Below are 18,759 nucleotides of genomic sequence, written 5' to 3' on the forward strand. Positions count from 1 at the left end.
TGGGTTCAGGCGCGCACCGTCCCTGTGGGAGCGGGCTTGCTCGGGAATGCGGTGTGTCAGGTAATCACATATCGACTGGCAACCGCATTCGCGAGCAAGCCCGCTCCCACAGTGGAAGGTGATGCGGCTACGGCTTGTTGGGAATCCCATACTTGCGCAGCCGATGAGCAATCGCTGTGTGGGAGGTTTGCAGGCGGCTGGCGAGTTGACGGGTGGAGGGGTAGTTGACGTAGAGGCTTTCGAGCAGATGTTTTTCGAAGGTTTCCACGGCCTGTTCCAGGCTTTCGACGTCCACATCGCCTTGTCGCGCGACGGAGGTACCGGCGATGTCCAGATCGCCGATGTCCACCAGGCTGCTCTCGCAGATGGCCGCGGCACGGAAGATCACGTTTTGCAGTTGTCGCACGTTACCGGGCCAGCGGTTGCCCAGCAACGCCGGATAGGTGCCGGGGGCGAGGCGACAGACCGGGCGCTGGATCTGGGCGCAGGCCTGTTGCATGAAATGCCGGGCCAGCAGGAGGATGTCCTGGCCGCGCTCACGCAGTGGCGGGACCTCGACGTTGAGCACGTTCAGGCGATAGAACAGGTCTTCGCGGAACGAACCTTCGTTGACCATTTTCTCCAGGTTGCGATGGGTCGCGCTGAGAATCCGCACGTTGACCTTGATTTCCCGGTCGCCGCCGACCCGGCGGAAGCTGCCGTCGTTGAGGAAGCGCAGCAGCTTGGCTTGCAGGTACGGCGACATTTCGCCGATTTCATCCAGGAACACCGTACCCTGGTTCGCCAGTTCCATCAGCCCCGGTTTACCGCCCCGTTGTGCACCGGTAAAGGCGCCGGGGGCGTAACCGAACAGTTCGCTTTCGGCCAGGTTCTCCGGCAGCGCGGCGCAGTTCAGGGCCAGGAACGGTGCACCGTGCCGCGCACTGATGGCATGGCAGGCCCGGGCTACCAGCTCTTTGCCGGTGCCGGTTTCTCCTTGGATCAGCAGCGGAGCATCCAGCGCGGCAACCCTTTTCGCCCTGGCCTTGAGGGAGCGGATCGCCGGGGAGTCGCCAAGCAGCGCATCAAAACCTTCGGCATGGTCGTGGTGCAGCGCCGACAAGCGTTCGCCGATGCGGTTCGGCTGGTACAGCGTGAGCAACGCGCCGGCGTCGGTGATGGGCATGGCGTCCAGCAACCAGGTCTGGCCATTGAGGGTGATTTCTCGCAGCGGCAAGCGAAAGCCATTCTCCACCAGGGTATCCAACAGCGCCTCGTCCCCGAACAGCCCGGCTACGCTTTCGCCGGCCGGTTCGCGACCGTACAGGGCAATCAGCGCAGGGTTGGCCAGCAACACGTTGCCGGAGCTGTCGAGGGCCAGCACCGGGTCGGTCATGGCCGCCAGCAACGCATCGAGCTGCAGATGCCGACGCTGGCCCGGCAGGATGTCCACCACGGTGACCGATTGTACCCCGCGCACGCTGAACAGCGCCTCGCGCAGCTCGTCCAGCACCTGTGGGCTGAGGGTCGGGGCGTCGATGTAGACGTTGGGCGGTACCATCTCCACCGCATCCAGATTGAGATTGCGACCACCCAGCAATGCCAGGACTTCCTGGGTGATGCCAACGCGGTCGATGAAACTGACGTGGATACGCATGGGGCGGTTTCGGGTTCTGGAATGCGGAGGGTGGCAAGTATGCCTTGGGGCGGGCTGTTGGTGGAATCCTGGCGCTATTCTTGACCTCCACTGGGTACCCCTGTGGGAGCTTACAAGCCGATATCCCACTCCGGCGTCTCGGGAAATCTCACCACCAGGAAATCCACCAGGCTGCGCAGTGCCGACGGCATGTGTCGGCGTGATGCGTACACCGCGTACATGTTCATCTGCCGGGGTTCGGCGTGGGCCAGCAGGCGAACCAGCTCACCGCTCTTGATGTGGGCGCCGGCCTGGTAGCTGGGCAGCATTGCCACGCCGGCCCCGGCGATGGTCGCTCGCAGCAGGGTACTGGCGTCGTTGCCGCTGATATTGCCCTGCACCGGCACCGCGACCTGCTCGCCGTCCTGCTCGAAATGCCAGAGGCTCTTTCCCACGTAGGAATGGGTCAGGCAATTGTGCCGGCTCAGGTCCTCGACCCGTTGCGGTGCCGGGTGTTCGCGCAGATAGCTGGGCGAGGCACAGATCACCGAGCGGCAGACGGTGAGGCGCCTGGCGATCAGGCTGGGGTCCAGGTCGTAGCTCATGCGGATCGCCAGGTCGATGCGCTCATCTACCAGGTTCACGATGCGATCGAGCATTTGCAGGTCGACGCTCACTCCCGGATAACGGGTGACATACTCGGTGATGGCCGTTGCCAACTGGGCCTGGCCGAACGAGGTGCTGGAACTGATGCGCAACATGCCCCGTGGGGCGTCGTCCGGTGCACTGACGGCCGCCTGCATATCGCTGGACAGCTCCAGCATTTGCCGGCAGCGTGGCAATGTTTCGATGCCGGCGGCCGTCAGGCTCAGCTTGCGGGTGGTTCGGTGCATCAGCCGGGCACCGATCCAATCCTCCAGTTCCGCCAGATACCGCGACACTACCGGCCGCGACAGCTCCAGATAATCGGCCGCCGCCGATTGGCTGCCCAGGTCCACCACGGTGATAAACACCCGCATTGCTTGTAGACGATCCATGATTTGCCCGATTTCAGAAACAAACTATGTCGTAGCATCGCATTTTTTGGAGCGAATCAGGTGACTAAGCTCCGTTTCATTGCCTTCGGGCCAATCGACAACGGAGCACAGCATGACCGCAAGCACCTCACTCAAGCGCCTGTTGCTGGCGACTGCCGGCTTGGTCTTCGCGGCCCACGCCTGGGCCGCCGACCTTACCCTCGACGTCTACAATCCTGGCGAGGCAGCGGTGTTCCCAGTGACCTCGGTACTGGTCAGCGGCGCAAAGGAGGCGATTCTGGTGGATGCCCAATTCGGCAAATCCCAGGCTGAGCAGGTGGCGCAGAAAATCCGTGCCAGCGGCAAGCGATTGACCGCGATTTATATCAGCCATGGCGACCCGGACTACTATTTCGGCCTGGAAACCCTGACCGCCGCGTTCCCGGAAGCCAAGGTGCTGGCGTCTGCGCCAACCGTCGAGCACATCAAACAGACCGTCGACGGCAAGCTTCAATACTGGGGGCCGATCCTGAAGGCCGACGCACCGGCCAAGGCGGTCGTGCCCCAGGTACTCAAGGGCGACAGCCTGATGCTGGAAGGCCAGCGCTTGCAGGTCGTCGGCCTCGACGGTCCACAACCGGACCGCAGTTTTCTGTGGATTCCATCGATCAAGGCCGTAGTCGGCGGTGTGGTGGTGGCCGAGAATATTCATGTCTGGATGGCCGATACCCAGACGCCGCAATCCCATAAGGACTGGCTGGCGATACTGGCCGGCATTGAGAAGTTGCAACCGCGCATGGTGATTCCGGGCCATTACCTGGGCGAGAGCGAGCGTTCGCTGACGTCGGTCAAATTCACCGCCGCCTACATCCAGGCCTTCGACGAAGAAACCACCCGCGCCAAAGACTCCGCTGCCCTTATCGCCGCGATGAAGCAACGCTTCCCGAGCCTGGGTGAAGACAGCTCTCTGGAGCTCAGTGCCAAAGTGGCCAAGGGGGAGATGAAGTGGTGAAGCCCGATTTCCGGTTGTAACCCGGTTGTGGCGAGGGATAAATCCCCTCGCCAAAAAGCAAGCTTTCAAACATTGATAATCACAGGAGAACACCATGAGCAAAATCGCAATCATCGGTGCTACCGGTCGTGCCGGCAGCCAACTGATGGAAGAGGCCCTGCGTCGCGGTCACAGCGTGACAGCCATCGCTCGTAACACCGCGAAAATCGGGGAAAGGGCCGGGGTGACCAGCAAGCAACTGGATGTATTGGACAGCGAAGCGTTGACCGCAGCGGTCGCCGGCCACGACGTGGTCATCAGCGCCGCCCACTTCGCCACCGTCCCGGCCGACAAGGTGATCGCTCCGCTCAAGGCTGCCGGGGTCAAGCGCTTGCTGGTGGTGGGCGGTGCCGGCTCGTTGCTGCTGCCGGACAACAGTCGGGTGATCGACAGCGAGGGTTTTCCTGAGCAATACCTCGCCGAAGCCACCGCCGGTGCGCTGTTCCTGGACGTGCTGCGCAAGGAGCAGGACCTGGACTGGACCTTCCTCTCGCCCTCGGCGGAGTTCGTCGAAACCGGGCGCACCGGCCAGTTCCGGCTTGGCAAGGAGCACCTGTTGTTCGACGCCAGCGGGCGCAGCTGGATCAGCTTTGCCGACTACGCCATTGCAATGATCGATGAAGTGGAAGCGCCGCAGTTCTCACGCGCGCGGTTCACCGTCGGCTACTGATCCGGCCCCATCGCGAGCCCCTGTGGGAGCGGGCTTGCTCGCGAAGGCGGTGTGTCAGCCAAGTAAATGTCGACTGACACGCCGCTTTCGCGAGCAAGCCCGCTCCCACAGGGTTTTACAGATCAGCCGTGAACCTTCACCCAGACACTGACCAGTACCGTCGCCGCCATCAGCCATGCCACGGCCGCCACGGCCAGTGAAGCCTCGAGGCGCATGCGGTCGACCATGATGTACAGCGTCGCCAGATATACGAAGTACGGAATGATCGACCACATGCCAAACACGATGGTGGTCTTCAGGTCCTCCACCGAGCGGCCCTTACCGACGATGTAATGGGCAATCAGGGCAAAGGTGGGGAACAACGGCACCAGCCCGGCGATGTAATAGTTGCGGGTCTTGGCGAGCATCGCCAGGATCACCACCACCGCCGCGCCGAGCGCCGCCTTGAAAATCAGGTCCACAGTTTCATCGTCCCCGGTCAGTGGCTCAGGCCATATTTTTTGACTTTGTCGAACAGCGTGGTTTTGGCCATCCCCAGTTCCTGACTGGCCTGGGTCAGGTTGCCACCGCTGCGTTGCAGGGCGTCGACCAACAGGTTGCGTTCGAAGGCTTCCACCGCTTCGGCGAAGGCCAGGCCCTGGCTGGCGCCGCTGGACCCGGATTTTTTGAAGGCCGGCAAGCCGAGGGCGAAGCGTTCGGCAACGTTGCGCAGCTCCCGCACGTTGCCTGGCCAGTCGTGGCTCATCAGATTGGACAGGGTCTGGTTGTCCAGCTCCGGTGCCGTACGGTCGAAGCGCAGGGATGATTGCTGAAGAAAATGCTCGAACAGTTGCAGGATGTCTTCCCGCCGTTCGCGTAGCGGCGGCAGTTCCAGGGTCACCACGTTGAGGCGGTAATACAGGTCGCTGCGAAACTGTCCGGCCCGACCCAGTTCATCCAGGTCGGACTTGGTCGCGGCGATCACCCGGCAATCCACGGCCACGCTCTGGTTCGAGCCCAGCCGTTCGAGAGTGCGCTCCTGCAGGACGCGCAACAGCTTGATCTGCAAGGGCAGGGGCATGCTTTCCACTTCATCGAGAAACAGCGTGCCGCCGTCGGCGTGCTCGATCTTGCCGATCCGACGCTTGCCTGCACCGGTGAAGGCATTGGCTTCGTGGCCGAAGATCTCGCTTTCGAACAGGTTCTCCGGCAAGCCGCCACAGTTCAGCGCGACGAACTGTTTGCCGTTGCGTCGGCTGAAGTCATGCAGGCAGCGGGCGACCAGTTCCTTGCCGGTACCGGTTTCGCCTTCGATCAGCACGTTGGCCGAAGTATCGGCTACGTTGGCGATCAATTCCCGCAAGTGCTGCATGGCCGGCGAGCGACCGATGATCCGCCCTTCCAGGGAGTCGCGTTCGGCCAGTTGCCGGCGCAGCGAAGTCACCTCTCGGGCCAGGCTGCGCTTTTCCAGGGCGCGGCGGGCGACGTCCACCAGGCGTTCGGGGGAGAAGGGTTTCTCCATGAAGTCGTAGGCGCCTTTTTGCATGGCGTCCACTGCCATGGAGATGTCGCCGTGACCGGTGATCAGCACCACCGGCAGGCTGCGGTCCCGTTCCTTGAGGCGGGTCAGCAGTTCCAGGCCATCGATGCCCGGCAGGCGGATGTCACTGATGACGATGCCGGCAAAGTCTTCGCCGACCCGCGCCAGGGCCTCTTCGGCGCTGCCCACGCCGTCACAGGGAATGTCTTCCAGGGCCAGGGCCTGCTGGCAGCCCAGCAGGACATGGGGATCGTCTTCGACGATCAGTACGCTCAGGTCGTTGTTCATAGCGGCTCGGCAGATAAAGGGCTTACCAACGGTAAACTGAGGACAAAGGTGCTGCCACCGCCTTCCGGGTGCTCGACATCCAGGTGCCCGCCAGCGGCGGCGGCCAGGCTCGCCGAGAGCGTCAGCCCCAGCCCCAGGCCTTGTTCGCCGGGTTTGGTGGTGAAAAAGGGTTCGAACAGATGCTTGCGCGTTTCCGGGTCGATACCGTGGCCATTATCCCGTACCCGCAGGCGATATTTCCCATCCTGGGCCTGGCCTTCGAGCCACAGCCGAGGCTCGGGTCGGTCCTGCATGGCGTCGAGGGCGTTGCCGATCAGGTTCACCAGGATCTGCTCCAGGCGCGTCTGGTCGATCTGCACCTGGATGTCATCGAAGCCGGCATGCACCTGGACACCCTGGTTTTCAAGGCGACCGGCCAGTAGCTGCAGGGCGGCCTCGACGGCCTTGCCGAGGCTGGCCCGGCCCTTGTCGTCCCCGCGCCGGGCGAAGGAACGCAGGCTGGCGGTAATCCGGCCCATGCGATCGATCAGTTCGTTGATGGTCTTCAGGTTGGCGCTGGCTGTATCCAACTGGCCGCGCTCCAGGAAGCGCACGGTGTTGCCGGACAAGGTGCGCAGGGCGGCCAACGGCTGGTTGAGCTCGTGAGCGATGCTGGTGGACATCTGCCCGATGGCCGCCAGTTTGCCGGCCTGCACCAGTTCGTCCTGGGCCCGGCGCAATGTTTCTTCAGCCTGCCGGCGTTCGCGGATCTGGCTCTTGAGCCGATCGTTGCTGGCCCGCAGGTCGGTGGTGCGTTCGGTAATCCGACGCTCGAGCTGGCTGTTGGCTTCCTGCAGGGCTTCACGGGCGGCGAGGCGGGTGGCGATGACCTTGCGCCGTTCGTTCCAGGCAATCAACAGGAACGCCACCAGGGCGAAGGCCACGGCCACCAGGATGCCCTGGTTGATTGACTGGCGACGCAAGTCTTCAAGGGGCGTCAGCAGGGTGAAATTCCACGGTGTGTCGTTCAGGGGACGGGTCTGCGAAAGGTAACTGATGGCCTGCTTCTCGGCGGCCACTTCGGTGTTGGCCGGGAAGGTCAGTTTCTCCATGCCTTCGGTCAGCCGCTCCCGGGCCAGGGGGATCAGTTCGTTCAGCGGGAACCAGTAATACTGCAGACTGCGTGCCAGGCGCTCCTTGGTGTCGTCACTCAGCGGACGCACGGATTTGAGCCGTCGTGCCGGATCGCTGGAGAGGATGATGATGCCGTTCTCGTCGCTGACGAAAGCCTCCAGGCGCGCCCGTTGCCAGCGCTCCTCCATGGCTTCGAGCCGTACCTTGACCACGGCCACGCCGATGATCTTGCCCTGTTGTTCGAGACCATGGGCCAGGTAATAGCCTGGTTCGCCATTGGTGCTGCCGATGCCGTAGAAGCGTCCCGGCTGGCCGCGAACGGCGTTCTGGAAGTAGGCGCGGAAGGACAGGTCTTCACCCAGGTAGCTGTCGACGTCGCGCCAGTTGCTGGTGGCCATGACCCGCCCGGTGGTGTCCATCACGTAGATGGCCCGGCTGAGGCTGCGGCGGTTCAGGCCTTCGAGGTATTCATTGACGGTCTTGCGATGTTCCGGTGTCGGGTCGTCGAGCAGTTGCGAGACGCTGGATTCAAGCTCCAGCAGGCTGGGCAGGTAGGTGTACTTGCTGATCTCGCTCTCGACGGCGCGGGCATGCAACTCCAACTGGCGCTCGCCATTTTCGGCGAGACCGCGAATGCCATAGTGCTCGCTGATCCAGAAACCAAGGTAACCCAGGCCGATCGTCAGCGCGATGATCAACGGCGGCAGGAACAGATGGCGGATCAGACGGGGTTTCACGGCAAGTGATGGCGGCGTCGCGCGATAGAGGGTGGGGTCGCATTTCATCACAGAAGCCTTGGGTCAACCACAACACAAATCTACAAGCCAACTCCAACCCCTATGTGGGAGCGGGCTTGCTCGCGAAATCGGTGTGTCAGCCACATGAGGTTGAATGTGCTGCCCTATTCGCGAGCAAGCCCGCTCCCACAGAGAAGGGTGGAGCTTTTAGTGCTGCAGGATTTTCTCAAGGAAGTGCTGCGCACGTTCGGAGCGGGCGCTGATGTCGCCGAAGAACTCCTCCTTCGGGCAGTCTTCGATGATCTGGCCCTGGTCCATGAAGATCACCCGGTTCGCCACTTTACGGGCGAAGCCCATTTCGTGGGTCACGCACATCATGGTCATGCCTTCGTGGGCCAGTTGCACCATCACGTCGAGCACTTCGTTGACCATTTCCGGGTCGAGGGCCGACGTTGGTTCGTCAAACAGCATGACCACTGGGTCCATCGCCAGCGCACGAGCAATCGCCACGCGCTGTTGCTGGCCGCCGGAGAGCTGTCCCGGATGCTTGTGGGCGTGCGCGGAGAGGCCGACCCGATCGAGCAACTGCAAGCCTTTCTTGGTGGCTTCTTCCTTGCTGCGACCCAGCACCTTGATCTGCGCGATGGTCAGGTTCTCGGTGATGGTCAGGTGCGGGAACAGTTCGAAGTGCTGGAACACCATGCCCACCCGCGAACGCAGTTTTGGCAGGTTGGTCTTCGGGTCGGCGATGGACGTGCCGTCGACGACGATGTCGCCTTTCTGGAACGGCTCCAGGGCGTTCACGCACTTGATCAGGGTGGACTTGCCCGAACCCGACGGCCCGCATACCACCACCACCTCACCTTTGCTGACCTCGGTGCTGCAATTGGTCAGTACCTGGAAGTCCCCATACCACTTGTTGATGTTCTTGATAGAGATCATACGGCGAACCTTTTTTGCAGACGCTTGACCAGCAGCGAGGCGGCAAAGCTGATTGTGAAGTACACGAGACCTGCGACGATCAGGAACTCATTGGAGCGGCCGATGATGTCGCCATTGGCCCGCGAAGCATTGAGGAAGTCCACCAGGCCGACGGTGTACACCAGCGAGGTGTCCTGAAACAGGATGATGCTCTGTTGCAGCAACAACGGGGTCATCTTGCGAAACGCCTGGGGCAGGATGATCAGGCGCATGGTCTGGCCATAATTCATTCCCAGCGCCTGGGCGGCGCCCATCTGGCCCTTGGGGATCGACTGCACGCCGGCCCGTACGATTTCGCAGAAGTACGCGGCTTCGAACATCATGAACGCCACGACGCAAGAGCCGAACGCCCCGATTGGCGTGTCTTCGCCGGTGATCCAGCGCAGCACGAACGGCACCGCCAGGTAGAACCAGGTGATTACCAGCAGCAGCGGGATCGAGCGGAAGTAGTTGACGTAGGCGCCGGCGATGTTGGACAGCAACTTGTTGTGGGACAAGCGCATCAACGCCAGGATCGTGCCCAGGACGATGCCGCCGACCACGCCGAGGACCATCAGCTTGAGGGTCATTACCATGCCGTTCCACAGGCCGGGAATGGCCGGGACGACACCACTGAAATCGAATTCCATTATTTACCCCCCACGGAGATGAGGCCGGGCACCGCGACTTTCTTTTCGACCATGCGCATGAGCAACATCAGGCTCATGTTCAGGGTGAAGTAGATCAGTGTCGCCAGGGTGAAGGCTTCGAACAGGTTGGCGGAGAACTCGGCGGTCTGCTTGGTCTGCGCGAGCAGTTCCATCAGGCCGATCAGCGAGGCCACGGAGGAGTTCTTGAAGACGTTGAGGAATTCCGAGGTGAGCGGCGGAATGATGATCCGGTAGGCCTGTGGCAGCAGCACGTTCCAGTAGATCTGCGGCAGCTTGAAGCCCATGGCCCGGGCCGCGGATTCCTGGCCGCGTGGCAGCGCCTGGATACCGGTGCGCACTTGCTCGCAGACCCGGGCGGCGGTGAACAGGCCCAGGCACACGACGACGCTCAGGTAGGCCGAGGTGGTCGGGTTCAGGTCCTGCTTGTACCATTCCTGGATATCGGCGGGCAGCAGGTCGGGCACCAGGAAGTACCAGATGAACAGCTGCACCAGCAAGGGCACGTTACGGAAAAGCTCCACGTAGCAGGTGGCAATACCCGACACCAGCCGGTTCGGCACGGTGCGCATCACGCCCAGGATCGAGCCCAGCAGCAGGGCGATGATCCAGGCCACGACGGCGATGGCGATGGTCCAGCCCAGGCCGGCGATGTACCAGTCGAGATAGGTCTCGCTGCCCACACCGGTGGACTTGAAGAATACGCCCCAGTCCCAGTTGTAATTCATTAGGGTCTCCCCTCAGATCGTTCGATGTACAGATGCCCGTCTGGGGAAGCTCCGTTCCCGCCCGGCCTTGAAGGCCAGGCACACGCGACCGGCTCGACAGCCACCGGTTCGAGTGTTTCCTTATTGTCAGCTGGGAGTGACCATCCCCTGAAAGGGCCGGGCCCCTTCAGGAGATAAGGTTAGTCAGAAAAATCAGGACTTCTTGTCGTCAGCCGCTTTGTCGGTCGGATTGGCGATCAGTGCCTTGAGCTCGTCGCTCATCGGGAAGTTCAGGTTCAGGTTTTTCGGTGGGATCGGCTGGGTGAACCACTTGTCGTAGATCTTGTTGATCTCGCCCGACGCGTAGGTGGCCTTGATGGCGTCGTCCACCGCCTTTTTGAACGGCTCGTCGCCTTTGCGCATCATGCAGCCGTAGATTTCGTAGGACTGTGGCGTACCGGTGACGGCCCAGTCATCGGCTTTCTTGGCCTTGGCCGCTTCGCCAGCCAGCAGGGCGTCGTCCATCATGAACGCGACGGCACGACCCGATTCCAGCATCTGGAAGGATTCGCCGTGGTCTTTGGCGGAGATGACGTTCATGCCCATCTGCTTGTCGGCGTTCATGGCCTTGAGCAGGCGCTCGGAAGTGGTGCCGGCGGTGGTCACGACGTTCTTGCCTTTCAGGTCGTCGAAATCCTTGTACTTGGAATCTTTCTTGGAGAGCAGGCGGGTGCCGATCTCGAAGATGCCGACGGAGAAGTCAACCTGTTGCTGACGCTCGACGTTGTTGGTGGTGGAGCCGCATTCCAGGTCCACGGTGCCGTTCTGTACCAGGGGGATACGGGTTTGCGAGGTGACCAGGTTGTACTTGACCTGCAGGTTGGGCATGTCCAGGTCTTTTTTCAGGGCTTCGACGACTTTCAGCTGAATGTCGTGGGAGTAGCCGACCGGTTTGCCGGAAGCGTCCGCGATGTAGGAGAACGGAATGGAAGCGTCGCGATGGCCAAGCGTGATGACGCCGGACTCTTTGATCTTTTTCAGCGTGCCGGTCAGTTCGGCGGCGAAAGCTGGGGTGCTGATCAGAGCGACAGCAACGGCTGCGCCCAGGAGATGGGGAACGATACGCATCGATGTTTCCTCGACATTGTTTTTTTTATTTCAGCCGGTTCGGCCCTGAGTACTTCGAATGTCCGGTTGCTCCTGTTGTGTTGGCGCCCGGGCATTCGTCTCCACGAGTGTAGAGCATGACCCGTGCCAGGCCAGGACGTTAGTACTAACTTATTGTTTTATATGGGTATTAATGTTTTGTTTCAGGTTTTTTGTGGGCAAATTATCCGGTTAGCCGAACCGACCGTCGGGTCGTGTTCGGAAAACCGAATGGCTTGGGCCCGTCTCAATCCAGTGGGAGCGGGCTTGCTCGCGAAAGCGGTAGGTCAGCCACTTTGATGCTGGATGTGCTGCCCTTTTCGCGCGCAAGCCCGCTCCTACAGGGGATATGCGGTGTATGCCAGAATGAAAAAAGCCCCTGAATCGCTGGATCCAGGGGCTTTGGGGGGCGGGGTATCGATCAGGCCGCTTCGATCTTGCGGCGGTTGTGGGCAACTTTATCCAGGTATTGCTGCAGCTTCTCCTGTTCGGCCGGAGTGGTGAACAAGCCCAATTTGCTGCGGCGCCACAGAATGTCCCGGGCATCGACGGCCCATTCGTCACTGCACAGGTAGTCGACTTCCCGGGTATAGAGGTCGGCACCGATCAACTCCCCCAGGTCGCTCAGATTGTGCACGCCTTCAAGCATGCGCCAGGTACGGCTGCCATAGGTCGTGGCCCAACGGCGCGCGAGGGCGGTCGGTACCCAGTCGAACTTATCGCGAATTGCCGAGCAGAGCGCCTGCGGGGTGGTCATGTTCTCGCCGCCGGGCAGCGGGGCGTCGGCGGTCCAGCTCGGCTGTATCTGGGTGAAATAGGGGGCCAGTTGCGCCATGGCCGATTCGGCCAGTTTGCGGTAGGTGGTCAGCTTGCCGCCGAACACCGACAGCAAGGGCGCCTCTACGCCGACGCCGGAGAGTGCCAGGGTGTAGTCCCGGGTCACGGCCGATGGGTTGTCGGACTCGTCGTTGCACAACGGACGTACACCGGAATAACTGTGCAGAATGTCGTCACGGCTGATCTGTTTCTTGAAGTGGGCGTTGACCACATTCAACAGGTAATCGGTTTCGCCGTCGGTAATCGCCACTTTGGCCGGATCGCCGGTGTATTCGCGGTCGGTGGTGCCGATCAGGGTGAACTGGTTCAGGTAAGGAATGGTGAACACGATGCGCTGGTCTTCGTTCTGAAGGATATGCGCGTGTTCGCCTTCGTAGAGTTTCGGCACGATCACGTGGCTACCCTGGATCAGGCGAATGCCATAGGGGGATTCCATCTTCAGGTCATCGCGAATGAACTTGGCGACCCACGGGCCGGCCGCATTCACCAGGGCCTTGGCGCGGATGGAAAACAGGCTGCCGTCGGCGCGTTCCAGGTGCAAATGCCACAGTCCATTGCTGCGGCGAGCGTTCACGCAGCGGGTACGGGTGTGGACGTGCGCGCCTTTTTCCCTCGCCGCCATGGCGTTGAGCACTACCAGCCGAGCGTCGTCGACCCAGCAATCGGAGTATTCGAAGCCCTTGGTGATTTCGCTTTTCAGCGCGCTGTCGGCACCGAATTTCAAGCTCTTGGAACCGGCGAGTTGTTCACGCTTGCCCAGGTGATCGTAAAGGAACAGGCCGGCACGGATCATCCAGGCCGGGCGCAGGTGCGGACGGTGAGGCAATACGAAGCGCATCTGCTTGACGATGTGTGGGGCCTTGGTCAGCAACACCTCGCGCTCGGCCAATGCTTCACGCACCAGGCGGAATTCGTAATGTTCGAGGTAGCGCAGCCCGCCGTGGATCAGCTTGCTGCTGGCCGAGGAGGTGTGGCTGGCCAGGTCGTCCTTTTCGCAAAGGAACACCGAAAGACCGCGACCGGCAGCGTCCGCGGCAATCCCTACGCCATTGATACCACCGCCAATGACGGCAAGGTCGTAGATTTCGGCAATTGGGGGCGTAGGCAACGTGGAGGTGGGCATCGGCTGGCCTCGGGTTCTGTTCGCAATATTTGAATTCGAACATAAATGTTCATTTGCGAAAATATTAGCCCATAAAGACGCCGGCAGCCAGTGGGCTTCGATTGAAAATACTGATCAAAGGAAACTGAAAGGAAAATTTTCGAAAAAAATTAGGGCGCAGGTAATGTCGGTCAACCAGGGGGAGGCGCCGCAGAGCTCGTGGGAGCAAGCTTTGCTCCCACGAGTGATGGCTTAACTGACTTACATTGAGCGTGTGGGCGCCTCGTAACGGGGCAAACGTAGGGTTGAGGAGGGCTTGGGTGTTGGCATCGGCGACGTTGAAAACGTGCCGCCGATATACTTTAGATTTCAATCGCGCGTGACTTTCAGCACGGCTGGAAGAGATGTCCCAAGGATATTTTCATCATTCCCGGTGTAATAGACGATGCGTACCTCGCCGCCATCCTCGGTCAGGTTCAGGACCGGGCGAAAGATAACCACAGAAAGGTCATCTCCTACGCCGAATCGCTCCCTATACATCACCCTGCCGTCGCGTCCGTAGCTTGTCCATCTAGCCCACAGTACAACGAACCTGGGAAAAATAATCGTGAGTCCGGGGTCGGGGATTTTGTCAGGATCGAACAGACCTCCGGTGGCAGCCGGAACTTCCGGGGGTGGGTTCGGTGAGATTTCGCTTCGATGGAAATACAAGGAGTTGACTGCTGATTCCTTGTTTTCCCCAGAGGCTGGAAAAACCTGATAGCTGACATCTGGATGGGCAAAGTTTGTTCCCGGAGGCGTCCCAGGGTCTGCGCGCAGAACACTCTTCGGCACAACGAAATCGAGAAACCGCTCGGGATCCCGTACCGACGACTTTGCGTAATAGCTGCTCGCCTCGTTTCCGCCCAGCCATGAAAGCTGGACAGTATCGTTTGTAGTCATACCCGGATAGACCGCTATGCGGACAACGGCTCCTGACTCGGCAACCGAGGGCAAATCGAGATTTCCACTTTCTGGCGAAAGCTCCATGACCATCGGAAGATCCAGTACATCGGCACCAGGAAGGTAACGCAGGTCTTTTGGCAAATCGGTCATAGTAGTAACTCCACACACTCAAGTCATGGCAGCTACTACGTGCCGTGGTCATTTGGTCAGTGCCCGCTCGGCTGGTGCGGAGCGGGTGCCCAAACGAACGCAGGATTGAGAAGGCACAAACCCAACGTCATGGTCTGTCAGCAAATCTGGTATTCGACCGCTTGGCTATTTTTCAAGCTAGCAGAATTTTAAAGCCCGAAACGCTGGACGGATGGATGGCAGTCAAACCACCTCCAACCGAATTTTGTGCTGGTTCAGCAACTGCACCAAGGCCGGCACCGGTTGCTGGTCGGTGACCAGGCAATCGATCAGGCTGATGGGCCCCAGGCGGACCATGGCGTTGCGCCCGAACTTGCTGGAATCCGCCGCCAGCAGGACTTGCCGGGCATTGGCGATGATTGCCTGGGAGACGCGCACTTCCTGGTAATCGAAGTCCAGCAGGCTGCCGTCTTCGTCGATGCCGCTGATACCTACCAGGGCGAAGTCGACCTTGAACTGGTTGATGAAATCGACGCTGGCCTGGCCAACCACGCCGCCGTCGCGGCGCACGTTGCCACCGGCGATCAGCACTTCGAAGTCGTCCTTGGCGCTGAGGATCGAAGCCACGTGCAGGTTGTTGGTGATGATTTTCAGCTGATTGTGGTTGAGCAGCGCCCGGGCGATGGATTCGGTGGTGGTGCCGATGTTGATGAACAGCGACGCATGATCGGGGATCTGCGCGGCGATGGCTTCGGCGATGCGTTGTTTCTCATCGCGCATCTGATCGGCGCGCATGGCGTAGGCGGTGTTTTCAACGCTCGAATCGTAGGCGGCGCCACCATGGTAGCGACGCAGCAGGTTCATCTCGGCCAGCTGATTGATATCGCGGCGGATGGTTTGCGGGGTGACGACGAACACCTGAGCCATTTCCTCGATGCTGACATAGCCGCGTTCACGGACCAGTTCGAGGATTTGCTGCTGACGGGGAGGCAGATTCATGGGGCTTCCTTTGGGCTGCCATGCAAAATTTGCCCATGATGCCGCAGGAATCCACTCCCGACCAGTTTCAGTCCTTTCTCATGCCGGTTTCAGGCTACTCGGCGTCTTCATGGGATTCCCAATCACGGGTGCGGCTGATGGCTTTTTTCCAACCGGCGTAGAGTTTTTCCTTCGCCTGTTCGTCCAGTTGTGGTTCGAACCGGCGCTCGATCACCGCTTTGCCGCGCAACTCTTCCAGGCTGCCCCAGAAGCCGCACGCCAGGCCCGCCAGGTAGGCGGCGCCCAAGGCTGTGGTCTCGCGCATTTTCGGGCGTTCGACCTGGGTGCCGAGGATATCGGCCTGGAACTGCATCAGGAAGTTGTTCGCCACCGCGCCGCCATCAACGCGCAGGGCCTTGAGGCGTTCACCGGAATCCTGCTGCATGGCATCGAGTACGTCGCGGGTCTGGTAGGCAATCGACTCCAGCGCCGCGCGGATGATGTGATCGACCCGAACGCCGCGGGTCAGGCCGAACAAGGCGCCACGGGCATAGGGGTCCCAGTACGGCGCGCCCAGACCCGTGAAGGCGGGCACGAGGTACACGCCATTGCTGTCCTTGACCTTGTTGGCGAAGTATTCGGTGTCGAGGGCGTCGTTGACGATTTTCAGCTCGTCGCGCAGCCATTGCACTGTGGAGCCGCCATTGAATACTGCTCCTTCCAGGGCATAGGCCACTTCGCCGCGGGGGCCGCAGGCGATGGTGGTGAGCATGCCGTGATTGGATTTGACCGCCTTCTCCCCGGTGTTCATCAACAGGAAACAGCCGGTGCCGTAGGTGTTTTTCGCCTGGCCCGGTTCCACGCACATCTGGCCGAAGAGAGCGGCCTGCTGGTCGCCGGCGATACCACCAATGGCAATGCCGCTCTTGGTGCGGCCGTAGATTTCCGAGGAGGACTTCACTTCCGGCAACATTTCCCGGGGGATGTCGAGGATGTCGAGCATCTTCGCGTCCCACTCCAGGGAATGGATGTTGAAAAGCATGGTGCGCGAGGCGTTGGTGTAGTCGGTGACATGGACCTTGCCGCCGGTAAATTTCCAGATCAGCCAGCTGTCGACGGTACCGAACAGCAGTTCGCCGTTGCGCGCACGCTCACGGCTGCCTTCCACGGTGTCCAGGATCCACTTGAGCTTGGTGCCGGAGAAGTACGGGTCGGTGACCAGGCCGGTGGTCTGGCTAATATAAGGCTCGTGGCCGTCGCGCTTGAGCTGTTGGCAGATTTCGGTGCTGCGCCGACATTGCCAGACGATGGCGTTGTAGATCGGTCGGCCGGTGGTCTTGTCCCACACTACCGTGGTCTCACGCTGGTTGGTGATGCCGATGGCGGCCACCTGATCATGATGCAGGCCGGCCTGGGCCAGGGCTTCGACCATGACCGCGCTCTGGGTGGCGAAGATTTCCATCGGGTCATGTTCGACCCACCCGGCCTGGGGATAGTGCTGGGCGAATTCGCGCTGGGCAGTGCAGACCACATTGGCGTCACGGTCGAAGATGATCGCCCGGGAGCTGGTCGTACCCTGGTCGAGGGCAATGATGTAGTTCTTGTTCTGAATGTCGGTCATATCGAATGCCTTGGGACGTAAATCTGGTCTCGGGTGGTCTCGAGATGTGCGGTCTGGCTTTCACTTTCGAAAAAATATAGACAAGAAACGCTGCTGTCAAAGATTGAAAGTGAACCTTCGGTCATATTTTCAACTATTCGTGAAGTATGACTTAGAATCCCGGCCCACTCTTTTCTGATTTCTTCAGGAGCGGTCATGACCCCCGCATTGGATCTGCTTAAAAAGGTGCGCGCCGAGCATCGTGTCCACAGCTACGAACACGACCCCAAGGCCGCCTCCTATGGCCTGGAGGCTGCGGAAAAACTGGGGCTGGATCCGGCGCAGGTGTTCAAGACATTGCTGGCTTCCAGCGAAAAAGGCGAGTTGCTGGTGGCGGTGGTGCCGGTGGTCGGCAGCCTGGATCTTAAGGCGCTGGCCCATGCCGCCAGGGTGAAAAAAGTCGAGATGGCCGACCCGGCGGCCGCACAACGCTCCACGGGTTATCTGCTGGGCGGTATCAGCCCGTTGGGGCAGAAGAAGCGCTTGCGTACCTTCATCGACAATTCCGCCCGGCCCTTTGCCAGCATCTATGTCAGTGCGGGGCGGCGGGGGTTGGAGGTGGAACTGGCGCCAGGGGTACTGGCCGAGCATACCGGGGCGGCGTTCGCTGATATCGGCCGTGTCTGATCTCTTGCGGGCTACGCTGTAGGGTGAAAATTCACTTGATCTGTCACTGGCGTGACGGCTCAAGGCGCTACATGCTCGCGCCTCTATAACAAGGATCCTACAAGGAGAAGGCCATGCAGCTTGCGTTTCATCAAGTCGATGCGTTCAGCGACCGACCGTTTGGCGGCAACCCGGCGATAGTCTATAGGCTCGATACCTGGCTGGCCGATGACTTGATGCACAAGATCGCCGCCGAACACAACCTGGCCGAAACCGCGTTCCTGGTCCGCGAAGGCCAGTATTGGCACATCCGCTGGTTCACCCCCACCACCGAAGTCCCGTTATGCGGACACGCCACGCTGGCCAGCGCCCATGTGCTGTTCGAGGTCTACCACGAGACTGCCGAGCGGTTGGATTTTATCTGCAAGTCCGGCCCCTTGAGCGTCAGTCGCGAAGGTGACCGGTTGTGGTTGGATTTCCCGGCCATGGTGCCCAGCGAACTGGGCGCCTCCCTGGCCGTGCAGAATGCCCTCGGTGTCGAGGCGGTGGACGTCCTGTCATCCAATGTACTGATGGTGGTGCTGGAGTCGGAGCAAGCGGTGCTCGATTGCAAACCGGATATGGCGGCCCTGGCCAAACTGCCGTGGCCCGGTGCTATCGTGACCGCGCCGGGTAGCCGGCATGACTTTGTTTCGCGTTTCTTTGCGCCAGCGATTGGTATCAACGAGGACCCAGTGACCGGATCGACCCATTGCAGCCTGGTTCCGTACTGGTCCAAGCGCCTGAACAAGCTGGGACTGACGGCCTATCAGTGCTCGACCAGGGGTGGGGCGTTGTTCTGCCGGCTGGAGGGGGAGCGGGTGAAAATTGGCGGGGATGCGATGCTAGTGGCCAGTGGGACGTTGTTGCTGGGCTGAGTTGAACTGAGTACGTCAGGGAGAGTCAGGCCGCTATCGCGAGCCTGCTCGCGATGGACGGCGGCAAAGATAAGACAGTTGCTCCTGCAATCAAA

Annotated in this window: 17 protein-coding genes; 4 read left to right on the forward strand and 13 right to left on the reverse strand. The window is 60.7% G+C overall.

Going from position 1 to position 18,759, the window contains the following annotated elements; genetic code table 11:
- Positions 1–127: 127 nt before the first annotated feature.
- A complete protein-coding gene (locus FBY02_RS06180; RefSeq protein WP_144924714.1) occupies positions 128–1,636 on the reverse strand; it encodes a sigma-54-dependent transcriptional regulator in 1,509 nt (502 codons plus the stop codon).
- A 110-nt stretch (positions 1,637–1,746) separates the two neighbouring features.
- Entirely contained in the window at positions 1,747–2,652 is a 906-nt protein-coding gene (locus tag FBY02_RS06185; protein WP_144924717.1) for a LysR family transcriptional regulator, read from the reverse strand.
- A gap of 112 nt (positions 2,653–2,764) precedes the next feature.
- Here FBY02_RS06185 and FBY02_RS06190 point away from each other — a divergent pair, with 112 nt between their 5' ends.
- Positions 2,765–3,643 carry an MBL fold metallo-hydrolase gene (locus FBY02_RS06190; RefSeq protein WP_144924720.1) on the forward strand — a complete coding sequence of 293 codons (879 nt, stop codon included), beginning with the start codon at positions 2,765–2,767 and terminating at the stop codon, positions 3,641–3,643.
- Positions 3,644–3,737: 94 nt separating this feature from the next.
- Entirely contained in the window at positions 3,738–4,352 is a 615-nt protein-coding gene (locus FBY02_RS06195) for an NAD(P)-dependent oxidoreductase (RefSeq protein ID WP_144924723.1), read from the forward strand.
- 122 nt (positions 4,353–4,474) lie between these two features.
- Here the strand turns inward: FBY02_RS06195 and FBY02_RS06200 are convergent, their stop codons facing one another.
- The 11 genes from FBY02_RS06200 to glpK form a co-directional block, all read right to left on the reverse strand.
- Positions 4,475–4,804 (reverse strand): GlpM family protein, encoded by a 330-nt coding sequence (locus FBY02_RS06200; protein WP_178111831.1) that lies wholly within the window; start codon positions 4,802–4,804, stop codon positions 4,475–4,477.
- 26 nt (positions 4,805–4,830) lie between these two features.
- Positions 4,831–6,159 (reverse strand): sigma-54 dependent transcriptional regulator, encoded by a 1,329-nt coding sequence (locus FBY02_RS06205; RefSeq protein WP_144924729.1) that lies wholly within the window; start codon positions 6,157–6,159, stop codon positions 4,831–4,833.
- Complete coding sequence (locus tag FBY02_RS06210) at positions 6,156–8,057, reverse strand: sensor histidine kinase (protein ID WP_144924732.1); 1,902 nt, start codon at positions 8,055–8,057, stop codon at positions 6,156–6,158. Before FBY02_RS06210 ends, FBY02_RS06205 begins: the two co-directional genes overlap by 4 nt.
- Positions 8,058–8,216: 159 nt before the next feature.
- Complete coding sequence (locus FBY02_RS06215; protein ID WP_024779491.1) at positions 8,217–8,951, reverse strand: amino acid ABC transporter ATP-binding protein; 735 nt, start codon at positions 8,949–8,951, stop codon at positions 8,217–8,219.
- Positions 8,948–9,619: an amino acid ABC transporter permease gene (locus FBY02_RS06220; RefSeq protein ID WP_041020253.1), complete on the reverse strand. Its 672-nt coding sequence runs from the start codon at positions 9,617–9,619 to the stop codon at positions 8,948–8,950. The genes FBY02_RS06215 and FBY02_RS06220 overlap by 4 nt, the downstream gene beginning before the upstream one ends.
- The gene (locus FBY02_RS06225) at positions 9,619–10,365 is read right to left on the reverse strand and encodes an amino acid ABC transporter permease (protein ID WP_144924735.1); all 747 of its coding nucleotides are present in this window, start codon (positions 10,363–10,365) and stop codon (positions 9,619–9,621) included. Before FBY02_RS06225 ends, FBY02_RS06220 begins: the two co-directional genes overlap by 1 nt.
- A gap of 192 nt (positions 10,366–10,557) precedes the next feature.
- Positions 10,558–11,472 carry a glutamate/aspartate ABC transporter substrate-binding protein gene (locus FBY02_RS06230; RefSeq protein ID WP_055126729.1) on the reverse strand — a complete coding sequence of 305 codons (915 nt, stop codon included), beginning with the start codon at positions 11,470–11,472 and terminating at the stop codon, positions 10,558–10,560.
- A gap of 439 nt (positions 11,473–11,911) precedes the next feature.
- Positions 11,912–13,450 carry a glycerol-3-phosphate dehydrogenase gene (glpD, locus tag FBY02_RS06235; protein WP_144924738.1) on the reverse strand — a complete coding sequence of 513 codons (1,539 nt, stop codon included), beginning with the start codon at positions 13,448–13,450 and terminating at the stop codon, positions 11,912–11,914.
- A 348-nt stretch (positions 13,451–13,798) separates the two neighbouring features.
- Positions 13,799–14,524, reverse strand: a complete 726-nt coding sequence (locus FBY02_RS06240; protein WP_144924741.1) for a hypothetical protein — start codon at positions 14,522–14,524, stop codon at positions 13,799–13,801.
- Positions 14,525–14,746: 222 nt separating this feature from the next.
- Positions 14,747–15,502: a DeoR/GlpR family transcriptional regulator gene (locus tag FBY02_RS06245; RefSeq protein ID WP_144924744.1), complete on the reverse strand. Its 756-nt coding sequence runs from the start codon at positions 15,500–15,502 to the stop codon at positions 14,747–14,749.
- A gap of 94 nt (positions 15,503–15,596) precedes the next feature.
- Positions 15,597–17,102, reverse strand: coding sequence for a glycerol kinase GlpK (gene glpK / locus FBY02_RS06250; protein ID WP_144924747.1), 1,506 nt, complete (start codon positions 17,100–17,102; stop codon positions 15,597–15,599).
- Positions 17,103–17,297: 195 nt separating this feature from the next.
- Here glpK and ybaK point away from each other — a divergent pair, with 195 nt between their 5' ends.
- Both ybaK and FBY02_RS06260 read left to right on the forward strand, forming a co-directional pair.
- Complete coding sequence (gene ybaK, locus FBY02_RS06255; protein ID WP_144924750.1) at positions 17,298–17,768, forward strand: Cys-tRNA(Pro) deacylase; 471 nt, start codon at positions 17,298–17,300, stop codon at positions 17,766–17,768.
- Positions 17,769–17,881: 113 nt separating this feature from the next.
- Entirely contained in the window at positions 17,882–18,664 is a 783-nt protein-coding gene (locus FBY02_RS06260; protein ID WP_144924753.1) for a PhzF family phenazine biosynthesis protein, read from the forward strand.
- Positions 18,665–18,759: the final 95 nt, after the last annotated feature.

The sequence above is a fragment of the Pseudomonas sp. SJZ078 genome (assembly GCF_007828255.1).
GTDB lineage: Bacteria > Pseudomonadota > Gammaproteobacteria > Pseudomonadales > Pseudomonadaceae > Aquipseudomonas.